General features: G+C 44.6%; 8 protein-coding genes. 5 read left to right on the top strand and 3 right to left on the bottom strand.

What is annotated here, in order from left to right; translation table 11 throughout:
• Positions 1 to 4: 4 nt before the first annotated feature.
• From EYR97_RS03175 to EYR97_RS03165, 3 genes are all read right to left on the bottom strand, one after another.
• A complete protein-coding gene (locus tag EYR97_RS03175; protein WP_131092392.1) occupies positions 5 to 2,263 on the bottom strand; it encodes a polysaccharide lyase 6 family protein in 2,259 nt (752 codons plus the stop codon).
• Between the two features lie 50 nt (positions 2,264 to 2,313).
• Positions 2,314 to 3,192: an NAD(P)-dependent oxidoreductase gene (locus EYR97_RS03170; RefSeq protein WP_131092391.1), complete on the bottom strand. Its 879-nt coding sequence runs from the start codon at positions 3,190 to 3,192 to the stop codon at positions 2,314 to 2,316.
• Positions 3,193 to 3,590: 398 nt separating this feature from the next.
• The gene (locus EYR97_RS03165) at positions 3,591 to 6,548 is read right to left on the bottom strand and encodes a TonB-dependent receptor (RefSeq protein ID WP_131092390.1); all 2,958 of its coding nucleotides are present in this window, start codon (positions 6,546 to 6,548) and stop codon (positions 3,591 to 3,593) included.
• Positions 6,549 to 6,978: 430 nt separating this feature from the next.
• Here EYR97_RS03165 and EYR97_RS03160 point away from each other — a divergent pair, with 430 nt between their 5' ends.
• From EYR97_RS03160 to leuC, 5 genes are all read left to right on the top strand, one after another.
• Positions 6,979 to 7,758, top strand: a complete 780-nt coding sequence (locus EYR97_RS03160) for a hypothetical protein (protein WP_131092389.1) — start codon at positions 6,979 to 6,981, stop codon at positions 7,756 to 7,758.
• Positions 7,759 to 7,980: 222 nt separating this feature from the next.
• Positions 7,981 to 8,136, top strand: a complete 156-nt coding sequence (locus EYR97_RS21820; protein ID WP_165477968.1) for a hypothetical protein — start codon at positions 7,981 to 7,983, stop codon at positions 8,134 to 8,136.
• A gap of 51 nt (positions 8,137 to 8,187) precedes the next feature.
• Positions 8,188 to 9,747: a 2-isopropylmalate synthase gene (leuA, locus tag EYR97_RS03155; protein WP_131092388.1), complete on the top strand. Its 1,560-nt coding sequence runs from the start codon at positions 8,188 to 8,190 to the stop codon at positions 9,745 to 9,747.
• Complete coding sequence (gene leuB, locus EYR97_RS03150; RefSeq protein ID WP_131092387.1) at positions 9,748 to 10,845, top strand: 3-isopropylmalate dehydrogenase; 1,098 nt, start codon at positions 9,748 to 9,750, stop codon at positions 10,843 to 10,845. It begins immediately after the preceding gene.
• A 9-nt stretch (positions 10,846 to 10,854) separates the two neighbouring features.
• Positions 10,855 to 12,255 (top strand): 3-isopropylmalate dehydratase large subunit, encoded by a 1,401-nt coding sequence (leuC, locus tag EYR97_RS03145; RefSeq protein ID WP_131092386.1) that lies wholly within the window; start codon positions 10,855 to 10,857, stop codon positions 12,253 to 12,255.
• Positions 12,256 to 12,258: the final 3 nt, after the last annotated feature.

The raw sequence follows: 12,258 nt of genomic DNA, 5'->3' as shown, positions 1-12,258 counted from the left end.
CTATTTACTCTTTGTTCGCTTTCGTGGAAACATTGTTTTCCAACAACGCTGTGTGTGGGCCACGCGTAAATTGTTCTTCAATTTTCGGCATGGGTGTATTTGAAAAGGTATTGGTAACTATTTTAGTAATAGGCTCACCTACGGTATGTTCGATAACTATAGGAGAAGCATCGATAAATTCATTTTCTTTGATATCAGTAATCTGAACACCGTGCAGATAAACACTTGCGCCCTTCTTGTTTCGCTTACCTCTACCAACATTGTTAAGCACATTGCCGTGCATATCAAAATGGGGACCAAAGGTACTTTCGTCTGTTCCGCCGCGATAAAGGTTCACCACGCTACCTCTGACATTTTCAAAACGATTGTTAATTATGTGGACGTATTCAGCGTTGTATATGCCATAGTCCTCGAACTCTTTATCAAGGCTCAAAATATGGCCAGTCACATTATTAAAGCGGCTGTTAATAAGCGATATGTTGTCAGCGAAGGCCCCTTTACCAGAGCTAAAGAAATTGAAAGAATGATTGATATCGAGATGCTCAATGTTGCAGTTTTCGATATGTAAAACGTAATTGTGCAGCATGCCCCATTTTTTGGTTCTTACAACGCTATTACCAAATGCGTCTGGACTATTCGCCCCTGAGAGCACAAGGCCTTCTAATTTCAAGTTGCCTTTATCGTGTATTTCAAATAGTGAAGAACGTTCAAATGACAGTGTAGTTGCAAAGGTATTTTGTGATTTTATCGTCAGTGTTTTGTCTATGATGAGAACACTAGGTACCACAATGGAACCTGGCGCTAGTATCAACACATCGCCGTTATTTGCACTGTCAATAGCCTTCATCAGCGCACGTGCATTGGGTTGCACATTTATCATTTCCCCTGCACCAAACGATACTTCAGGCGCTGTTTTTGGATACCAGCTAACGCCCACTTCGCTCTTTTTAACAACGTGCATATCTGGTGTCACGCCAACCCCTTCGACATTTGAAACGGCTAACCCACTTTCTCCTTTCATGAGCGTTATTGTTGTTTCTGTAACCCCTTTTTTAAGTTCGGGTAACACTGGGTTATTGCTCACATTGTTAGAAAACGCGATACCACTGACATCGTCGAATACAGTGAAAGACTGCATGGAAGGTTCGTTGTACACAAGGTTGTGCTGAAAAACCGAGTCCACTGGTACCGCGCTGCGTTCACTATCACTTCCTGCGCCAAGCTGAATGTGCGAAACATTGATGAACGTATTATTTTCTATCTGCGCCTTTTTAACTTGGTGGTAGCGATTTATCGGGGAGTTGGGCACCCCGTTCATCACGGTGAAGCCGCTACCAAAACGATATCCAGTTAGTCCTTCTAAATAATTATTTACAATTATCTGGCCTTCATTGATGACGCGAATGCCACCAGTATGGTCCACACCATTTCCCAAAAACACGTTATTCTCAACACGGTTATTGTTACCATGTCGCAGGGTTAGCGTACCTCTCGCCGACAAAAACACGTTGCCTTTAAGCACGTTTTCACCAGACTTTACTGAGATAATTTCGACTTCACCGTTTGTTTGCTCAAAGATATTGTTGATAACTTGAGTATATGAATTGCTAAGTGAATAGTGGCTAGTACCAATTCTCAAGGTCTCGCCGCCGTTTGACCCAAAAACCGGGCGATAACCAAAATAGTTGTGGTCGATACTGTGGTGGTTTTCCTGATGCTCTTCGCCGTTCAATCTAACCGCTACTGTGACCCCTTTGTTTCGCTTTCCTGAAAGGTGGTTGTGATCAAATCGATTGTGCTTGCCATAAAGCGCAACCCAATAGTCTGACTCCTGCCTATCAGGGTTGCTGTATTCATCAATGACTACTTCGCTTACTCGCGAATGATACGCAGGGGTCTTTGCATCTTTTCTAAATGCAATAACCGCGCTACTTGGTGTGTATCCATCGGTAAACACCAGACCGGATACTTCTAAGTATTGGCCCGCTAACCGAAGGTTAGACCGGCCTGATAAGATGACTTTGCCTTTGGTTTGGGCAGAAAGCGAGATAGGATTGTTCTCATCCCCCTCGCCTTCTAGTAACAATTCGAAGTCCTGATAGACACCATCTTGCAGAATGACCTTGTCGCCCGCTTTAAGCGAAGATGCAATTGCGTTGTATTCATCAGGTGCCCCTACTATGTACTGCTTTGCGTTTATGTTAGACGACAATGCACTCATAAGGACAACAATGGCCAACCACTCAAATAAACGTATTTGCATAAACGACTCTTACCTTCTACTTCTGTGTAACCACGACGACGTAATTAGCGTTACTTGCTTAATGTTTTGAAGTATTCAAAAATCTCCGGCACATTGCCCTGACTTAATCCAGCTTCTACAGCCGCGTTTAAGTTAGCAGATGACCCTTCTGCAATTTTTGATACGGTTCCAAGGTCTTCGACCATTTTCAAAAAGTAGCCTAAGTCTTTGTTTGCGTTTGCAATGGAAAAGCCCAAATCGCTTACATTGTCGACGGCATAGTTTTTACAGAACTGCATAAATGGCGAGCTAGAAGGCCCTGTAGACATAATGTCAAAAAGCTGTTGCTTATCCACACCCGCTTTTTCAGCTACGGCGAATGCTTGTGACATAGCACAAACCGTTGTCATCCCCATAAAGTTGTTAATCAACTTAGTGGTGTGACCCGCACCCAGCGCCCCCAAATGAAATACGTTCTCGCCTTGATCCTCTAAAACACTTTTCACTTTGTTGAATGTGTCGATATCGCCAGACGCCATAATATTGAGTAAACCGTCTTTGGCGTGAGCTGGCGTTCTTCCCAGTGGAGCGTCAATCATGCCGACACCCTTTGCGGCCAGATCTGCGCCAATTTTTCGCGTAGAAGCAGGAATAGATGTACCGAAATCAATGAGTACAGTGCCCGTTTTTAAGCCTTCCAGCACGCCGTTTTCAGCGTAGATAACCTTTTCAACAATCTCTGAGGTAGTCAGACATAACATAACAATGTCAGATTCCTCGGCCAGTGCTTTTCCGGTTTGGGCAGTTTTGGCGCCGCGCTCTACAAACTTTTGCACTGCCGCCTGATTCAGATCCATGACAGTAACGGGATAACCTTTATTTTGAAGGTTTTCCACCATATTGCCGCCCATAAGGCCTAAACCGATAAAACCAATCGTAGGTTTTGACATGAGAGTCTCCTAATGACGATATTCGTTACATGTTCGAGTTGGTTGCTCGAACCAAAAAATATTAAATGGCGCTTTCTTGTGGCATTCGTTTTTGTTGTGCCAATTTAAGCATGTTTCAACCTTACACTTAACTTACCAATCTGTAAACCAATTAATGCTTTAAGAGCAAACCTGTAATACCAATAAACCTAGAGCACAGATGAAAAGGTACTCTAGAACTGTCTTTAACAGCATCCACACGCTCTAAAACACCACGAATAATGCTCAAAGAAGTAAACTTCAATACAAACAACACTTCCCCAAACACACACAAAATTGGTAAAACCAAAAAGAAAAACTAAATCTTTAAGATGCGACACCAAAACTTAACTAACTTGGCATCGCATCGACTTCACTGCCTAGAAGCGATAATTAGCGCCGAGAGTGATTCTTCGGTCGGTCAAGCCTTGGAAGCACAAAAGCGCCCCTTCGTTAACGCAATACTGCTCAACTTCTGATTCAGTAATATTGACGGCTTCCAAACCAATATTGAGTTGTTCGTTTACATCGTAAGTTACGCTGGCGTTTAGCTGGCCTCTGTCGGCTTGAACTGCTGGAAAGCCCCAAGGAAAGCTTGATGTGCTACCAAAGTCATCAGTACGATAAGCTTCTCGCCAGGTATAACGCATGCGAGCAGACAACCCGTATTTCTCGTAATAAAGCGTGAAGTTGTAAGCATTTTCCGAGAGGTTCAAAAGTCCCTGTACCGCCGAAACTTCAATACCATCAACACCCGTTGTCGCTGCAAATACGTTAGCGGCTCTGCTGGTAGCACTGTTTTCAGCTTCACCACCAGAGAATTCTTGAATGGTATAGTTGGCCAACACACCGAACCCTGATGCCCAGCCAAGTTCACTTTCAAAGCCGGACAAATCGTATTGCACCGCGAATTCGATACCTTTTTGGGTTGTTTCGCCGGTATCATTAATCTTGGTTTCTGTACCTACGCATACGCCTGTACCAAGGTCAGGGCCAAAGACGTTAATATCGGCAATGGGGTTAAAGATACCGCCACCTTCACATGGGTCAGTAAGGTCTCTGTATCCTGTAGTTGGGTCTTCAAATGGACTGACTATTTGATCTACAAACAGGTCTTTACGGGTTTTGTGGAAAATACCCACACTAACCACACTAGCTTCTGCAAAATACCATTCTGCTGACAAGTCATAAGACACCACTTCTTCAGGTGTTAAGCCCGGATTACCGATTGCCACATTAGGGTTTGGGCTTGTACTGAATGTCACCGATGTCGATAGGTCGTTAAAATTAGGACGACGTATGTCTTTACCGGCTCCAAAGCGCACCACTACATCATCTGTAACATCTGCAACGATGTTAACGCGTGGTAAGAAAAAGTCGTAGTCACCTGTGTTGGTAACACGCGAGACTAACTCATTGCCTTCGTTGTCAACAGTAATTGAGTTACCCACCGAAGTAACATCGGTCTGTAGATAACGTACGCCGAAGTTTCCGCGGAACATCTCATAATCAAAGTTAGCTTGTGCATAGAGCGCGTGGGTTTCTTCTTCTATATCGAAAAAGCCTGAAGAGCTTGCTGTAGGTGCGCTAAGACTTCGACTCGAGCCATGCGCTTCCATAGCTTGTTGTAGTGTCGCCAACACGTCTTCAGGATCTGAAGCAACGAGTTCGGGATTAATTAACAAGAAATCTTTAACGTAAAGCGCTCGGCCATCTGCATCATTGAAGTTATCTGGTCCTGCAACGAGTAGATCTGCGAATAGGCTCCCTCGCGGACTATCGTCCATGGTACGAAGCCCAACACTTGTACCGATATCTTCACGCTTACTGCCTGATTTATTGTAGCGATAGCCAAAATCGACCGACGTTATCATGGTGTCGACAAAATAAGTAAAGTCAGCGCGCAGTGCATCTTCGAAATTTTCTGTAGTATCGCGACCAATGTTTACATCTCGCAATACTACGTTGTTTGGGTCGAGCAGTTGCGAAGCTGTAGGCGCATACTCCGCTCCTTCCGCAATACCAAATGTCAAAGCACCGCCAGTTAAGTCATAGGCAAAAGGCACACTGTTATCATTGGCACCGCCGCCGTCTAGGGGAGCATTAGGGTTAATGAAGTTAAGCGTAGTATTGAAGCTAGGTGTAGTCGTATCTGAAGATGAAGAAGCGACTTCAGCGAACACCTTCCACTTTTCACCTTGCCATTCACCGCCAAGCCTAAAAATTTTGCTATCGGTAACGCGTGAATTTGTATCGCTAGAGAAACGTAGGTTTGGGTCATCATCATCGTTCTCTAGATTTACTGGGATAACACCACGCAGTGCAGCCTGGATTGAACCTAAATTCGTACCACCTAGTGAGCCAAAATTGATTGTTTCAAATTCGTCTGGCACAGAGATATCGTTTAACGCACTAACACCTGATGCCTGTACTCGTGAGCTTTCCTGTAAACGCTCTTGGTCGTTTATTACCGCATCAAAAAAGAGCCGCGTGTTGTCGTTTGGCGCCCACTCAATTGTGCCTACCAAGTTCTTCGTTTCATATTCAAAGTTGTCATAGTCTTGCACGAAGAACTGTATTGGTAAGAAGTCGAACGCTTGTGCACTGGTAAAACCACTGTCAGATGCCACTAAATTATCACGGTCAGCACGTGGTCGAAATGCTGTTACGTCTTGCTCTGAATAACTACCGCTAATGACGATACCGAATTTACCATGGTCAGTATCCCAATTATCGCCAAAGGTACTGGAAAATCTTGGCTGAAAATTACTGTCTGTAGTGAGGCTACTATTTTCACCCTGAACACGGATGGCCGCGAGTTGCTCGTTAAGCTGCAAGGGACGTATTGTCTTTAAATTGATGGTACCACCAACTGAACCTTCAATGGTTTTCGCATCAGGAGACTTGGTCACTTCAAGCCCAGCAATGATAGAAGCAGACACATCCTCAAAGTCGATGCCGCTACGTCCTGCACCTGAGCCTACTGTCGACACGCCATTTATTTCGGTGCGGTTTGCATCGGTACCACGAATTTGGACCCCTGTACCCACACCTGCTTCACGAGTAATTTGAATACCGGTTATGTTTTCAAGCACTTCTGCTAAGTTTTGGTCAGGCAACTTACCTATGTCTTCAGCTTCTATGACTTCGACAAGATTGTTCTGATATCGCTTTTCATTGAGGGCGCTGGCTAGAGAAGCTCTGATACCAGAAACTTCTATTACTTCAACGTCTTTATCAGCACTATCTTGTGCTTCTTGAGCCAGTGTCATGTGCGGCATACTCAACGCGGAGGCTGAGAGTATTGCCAAGGAGATCTTAGATAATTTGTGTCCCATGAGTGTTTCCTTCGATGGATAGTGAGACAAACTACGCGTCTATCTCTAACCATTTAAATAAAATTTTCAACCCAGACGCCCAACCTGTCTTACAGATTTTTAACAAGCGTGCAACAAAAGTAATTTATTTAAGCACATTGGTCAACACAAATTAGACACAAATAATATAAAATTGGACTTACCAATAAACAAAAATCCAACAAAATCCAGAAAAACCATCCTTATTAGAAACTTAGCCCCAACAAAAAATTAACAAAAATAATCAAAAAGACAGACAATTGGTAATACAAAAGCATAAGAAAATCATCAAAGGTTTTGACAGGAGTGTTATTACAAACAAGGTTGCGAATGCAATCACCTTATTGGATATAGCGGCGCGCCTGATTTCTTGATAAGTTTAATAGATAGGCAAGGAGTTCATTCTGTAAACATGAAGTCACAAGGTAATACATCCAGCGGTCAATCAGCTTTCTTTGCCGAGTCAGGCGAATTAGGTGGCAGTCATCCTCAATTTAACGAAGTTTGTACCGCACTTTACGAGCGAGAGCTCATTGTTTTAGCGCACAGCAATATAACGAATTTATCGTTGCTAAAAAGGCGCATGGGTGGCCTTCCCTATCACGTAAAAAGCGTGGCGCGATATATGGTAAACCACGCCAACATGCCTACCCCTTCTCCGCTCAAGGCCGATACACACAACGGTAGTTGGTTTGCCAAGCAAGCCGCAAAGTGCCCAGGGTTGCAACACAATGATCAAAACGAGCAAGACAAATGTCAGCAGTGGTATAGCAAACATGCTGAATACGGTTTAGTGGTACCAGTTTTAATTACAAACATTGAAGGCATGCACATAGAGCTCGACTCTATTGATATGACAAGCCAAAACAAAACCGAACTTCACCTAAATAAAAACGGCTGGTTCTTACACACAGGTAATGCCATTCCTAAAGCTAGTAGCGGTAGCAGTCGTATCAGCCAGACAAGTGCAAACAGTGACAACTTCACTTCAAAAGAAGTAAAACGTGCAACTATGCATACACAGGTTCTGCTAAAACCAACTAAGGCTATAATGACCAGTGCGTGCTGTGGTCACATGTGGAATTACAAATCAAGGCGTTCGCCTAGAGCATTAAGTATGAGGGAAATGCGACTATCAACGAAAATAAATTGGAGAAATTTCTCACTTCTTCCGCAACACACAAAAGAATAATTATTCACAATAGATAAATATAAAACCAATCACACAAGCACACCCGCTTGCACACAAATAGTATAAATATCCTAACAGACACTTAAACACACAAAGAAGAGCCTTGAAATCAGAGGAAATGGCGCTTGAGGCACAATTCACAAGCATATCTTTAGGATGCTTATCCTAAATAATAAAAAACAACCAGTTTATACACGAAAAATATAGTCATTATCGAAAACAATGGTTGACCTGTTAGCCTTACCTCGCTACATTGTCGCTATTAACTTGGTCGGCAAAGAAACAACAGCAAATGTGTATTCGTTTCCTTCTTCTATCTCTACTCCTTATGGCAGCCAGACTGCACGGGTAGATTGCGACCAGCGATTAATTACATAAAACCCGTGCCTAGCACGGGTTTTTTTTTAACTATTGAACCGAGAGAGTGTCATGACAAATCAAGTGAAAATCTTTGATACCACATTGCGAGACGGCGAACAGGCGTTGCCTGCCAGCCTAAGTGCCAAAGAAAAGTTACAGATTGCTCTGGCCCTCGAACGTCTGGGTGTAGATATTATTGAAGCTGGATTTCCAGTTTCTTCTCCTGGTGATTTTCGCTCAGTACAGATGATTGCTAAAGAAGTGAAAAACTCCATTGTATGTGGTCTTTCACGGGCATTGCCTGGCGACATCGATGCTTGTGGTCAAGCCTTGAGTGTGGCAGAACAATTTAGAATTCACACATTTATTGCCACATCAGAAATTCACGTTGGCGCAAAGCTTCGCAAGTCACAAGACGAAATTGTCGATATGGCCGTGGCCGCGGTAAAACATGCAAGACAGTATACCGACGATGTGGAGTTTTCATGTGAAGATGCAGGCCGTACCCATATTGATTACTTGTGCCGTATGGTTGAAGCTGCTATTAGCGCTGGTGCAACAACCGTTAACATTCCCGATACCGTGGGCTATACCACGCCTACAGAATTCGGCGGTATTATTCAGCAATTGTTTAACCGTGTACCGAACATCGATAAAGCGACCATTTCTGTACACTGCCACAACGACCTAGGTTTGGCTGTTGCTAATTCATTGGCAGCCGTGGAACAAGGCGCTCGACAAGTTGAGTGTACTATTAATGGCATTGGTGAGCGCGCCGGAAACGCGTCACTTGAAGAAATCGCCATGATCTTACAAACCCGTAAAGCAATGCTAGGTTTCGAAACCAACATTAATTCAACGGAAATATCACGTACTTCCAAGCTAGTTAGTCAGCTTTGTAATATGCCAGTGCAGGCTAACAAAGCCATTGTAGGTGCGAATGCGTTTAGCCACTCATCGGGCATTCACCAAGACGGTGTCTTAAAAGCGCAAAACACTTATGAAATTATGACCCCAGAAAGTGTGGGTATTAATAAAAACAACCTAAACTTAACGTCGCGCTCTGGTCGCCATGTTATTAAGCACCGCTTAACTGAACTTGGCTACAAAACAGAAGATTACGATTTAGAAGCCGTTTATGACGCTTTTTTGAAATTGGCTGACAAGAAAGGCCAAGTATACGACTACGACCTTGAAGCCTTGTTGTTCTTCGACAAGCAAAAGCACGACCAAGCGCATTATCAATTGTTGTATCTTCAAGCCAATTCAGGCCGTGAGATCATTCCAAGTGCAACGGTTAAAATGAAGGTTGGCAATGAAGAAATTACTCAATCTAGCATCGGTAACGGCCCAGTAGATGCAGCTTATAAAGCTATAATGGCTATTCTTGGGCATGAAGACTTAGAAGTTGTCGATTTCAAGCTAGATTCGAAAGGTGAAGGTGCAGATGCCTTGGCGCAAGTAAGTGTTATTGCCACTTATAAAGAGCGTCGTTTCCACGGTATTGGCCTTGCTACCGACATTGTAGAAGCCGGTGTGAAAGCCCTTATTTTTGTACTGAACAATACTTACTTAGCTGACAGAATTGATCAGCAGAAAAATCAACAAGAACGCGTTGCAGGAGTTTAAATGAGCCAGTATTCAATTGCCGTATTAGCCGGAGACGGTATCGGCCCAGAGGTTATGCAGGAAGCCAACAAGGTTTTAGATGCTGTTGAAAAGAAGTTTAACGTCACCCTTAACCGCACTGCTTACCCTGTAGGTGGTTATGCCATTGATACTGAAGGCGAAGCGCTTCCTTCAAAAACATTGTTGGGTTGTGAACAAGCCGATGCCATCTTGTTTGGCAGTATTGGTGGGCCAAAGTGGGATACACTTCCTTTAGAACAGCGCCCTGAGCGCGCGGCATTACTTACTCTTCGCAGCCATTTTGACTTATTCAGTAATCTTCGCCCTGCCCGCATTTACCCTGGGCTTGAAAGCTTGTCTCCACTGCGCGAAGACATTGCCAAGTCTGGCGTTGATGTATTGGTAGTACGCGAACTTACCAGCGGTATCTACTTTGGGCAACCAAAAGGCCGTGAAGGTGAAGGCGAAGAAGAGTTCGCTTACGACACCATGCGTTACAGCAAACGTGAAATCCGTCGCATAGCGATTGCGGCCTTTGAAGCCGCGCAAAAGCGCCGTGGTAAAGTAACTTCTGTTGATAAAGCTAACGTACTTCTTACCAGCCGTCTATGGCGTGAAATTGCTGAAGAAGTCGCAAAAGATTACCCAGATGTAGAGCTTGACCATATCTATATCGACAATGCCACCATGCAAATCATGAAGAATCCGGCACAGTTTGACGTCATGCTATGCTCTAACTTATTCGGTGACATTGTGTCTGATGAATGCGCCATGATGACAGGCTCTATGGGGCTATTACCATCGGCAAGCATGAATGAAGACGGCTTTGGTCTTTATGAGCCAGCAGGCGGTTCAGCACCTGATATCGCGGGGCAAGGCATTGCCAACCCTATCGCTCAAATATTATCGGCGGCTATGATGCTGCGTTTTAGCATGAACTTGAATGACGCAGCAGACGCTATTGAAAAAGCGGTAGTTGCCACATTAGAAGCAGGCGTACTTACAGGCGAGTTACTTTCTGCTGACAAACGCAGCCAAGCGGCAAGCACATCGCAAGTGGGCGATGAAATAGTTAAACAATTAATGGCGCAGGAGTAAAAAGACCTCATGGCCAAGACCTTATACGACAAAGTGTGGCAAGCACACATTATCAGCCAAATCGGTGAAGACAGCTTAATTTATATCGACCGCCACTTAATTCACGAAGTGACATCGCCACAAGCGTTTGCTGGCCTAAATGAAAAAGGCCGCAAAGTACGTCGTCCAGACCGCACCGTTGGCACCATGGATCACAGCATTTCAACACGCTCATTGGCTATTGATGCCTGCGGCCCGGCAAACGCCTTACAGCTTCAAACCTTGGCGCAAAACTGTGAAGAGCACGGTATTCAGTTGTTCCCTGTGGGCCATCAAAAACAAGGCATTGTTCACGTAATGGGCCCAGAGCTGGGTTTAATTCAGCCGGGTATGACGGTGGTATGTGGTGACTCACATACGGCAACACACGGCGCGTTCGGTGCATTGGCCTTTGGTATTGGTACCTCTCAAGTAGAACACGTATTAGCCACGCAAACCTTAAAGCAAAGCCGCGCTAAAAGCATGCTGATCAATGTAAACGGCAAGCTTCCCGTGGGTATTACAGCTAAGGACATCATTTTAGCAATCATTGGTAAAATTGGACATGCCGGTGCAACAGGACATGTAATTGAATACGCGGGTGAAGCAATTCGCGGTTTGAGCATGGAAGAGCGTATGACGGTGTGTAACATGAGTATTGAAGCGGGAGCGAAGGCAGGCCTTGTAGCACCTGATGAAAAAACCTTTGCTTACCTTGAAGGGCGTGAATACGCACCTAAAGGTCAAGAATGGGATGATGCCGTTGCGTACTGGAAAACCTTATATACAGAGGAAGGCGCAACCTTCGATACTGTGGTTGAACTTGAAGCGGCCGATATTGCCCCTCAAGTTACTTGGGGTACTAACCCAGGTCAAGTTATTGGCGTAAATACGCCAGTGCCAGCACCAGAAGATTTCACTGACCCGATTGAAAAAGAAAGTGCCGTCAAAGCCTTAGAATACATGGGTTTGAAGCCAGGAGAAAAACTGGCTGATGTGGCGGTAAATCACGTATTTATTGGCTCTTGTACTAACGGGCGTATAGAAGATATGCGTGCAGCGGCGCAAATTGCTAAGCGCGGTAAAGTGGCTGATTCAGTTACGGCTATTGTGGTTCCAGGTTCTGGAAACGTTAAGCGCCAAGCAGAAGCGGAAGGATTAGATAAAATCTTTATCGATGCGGGCTTCGAATGGCGCTTACCGGGCTGCTCAATGTGCCTTGGTATGAACGACGACAAGCTAGTAGCAGGCGACAGATGTGCCTCTACCAGCAACCGTAACTTTGAAGGCCGTCAAGGACGTGGGGCACGCACCCACTTAGTTAGCCCTGCTATGGCGGCAGCTGCAGCAATCACTGGTCGCTTTGCCGACGTACGAGATTATCAGGAGTAAGTT

It is taken from the genome of Alteromonas sp. KUL42 (assembly GCF_006538325.1).
In the GTDB taxonomy this organism is placed as follows: Bacteria; Pseudomonadota; Gammaproteobacteria; order Enterobacterales; family Alteromonadaceae; genus Alteromonas.
The sequence above is the reverse complement of the archived record's forward strand: the minus strand, read 5'-3'. Positions and strand labels throughout refer to the sequence as shown.

What these genes read in the sequence shown, in the direction of transcription:
- EYR97_RS03175 (WP_131092392.1), bottom strand. Translation starts at nt 2,263, where the DNA reads ATGCAAATACGTTTATTTGAGTGGTTGGCCATTGTTGTCCTTATGAGT.
- EYR97_RS03170 (WP_131092391.1), bottom strand. Translation starts at nt 3,192, where the DNA reads ATGTCAAAACCTACGATTGGTTTTATCGGTTTAGGCCTTATGGGCGGC.
- EYR97_RS03165 (WP_131092390.1), bottom strand. Translation starts at nt 6,548, where the DNA reads ATGGGACACAAATTATCTAAGATCTCCTTGGCAATACTCTCAGCCTCC.
- EYR97_RS03160 (WP_131092389.1), top strand. Translation starts at nt 6,979, where the DNA reads ATGAAGTCACAAGGTAATACATCCAGCGGTCAATCAGCTTTCTTTGCC.
- EYR97_RS21820 (WP_165477968.1), top strand. Translation starts at nt 7,981, where the DNA reads ATGGTTGACCTGTTAGCCTTACCTCGCTACATTGTCGCTATTAACTTG.
- leuA (WP_131092388.1), top strand. Translation starts at nt 8,188, where the DNA reads ATGACAAATCAAGTGAAAATCTTTGATACCACATTGCGAGACGGCGAA.
- leuB (WP_131092387.1), top strand. Translation starts at nt 9,748, where the DNA reads ATGAGCCAGTATTCAATTGCCGTATTAGCCGGAGACGGTATCGGCCCA.
- leuC (WP_131092386.1), top strand. Translation starts at nt 10,855, where the DNA reads ATGGCCAAGACCTTATACGACAAAGTGTGGCAAGCACACATTATCAGC.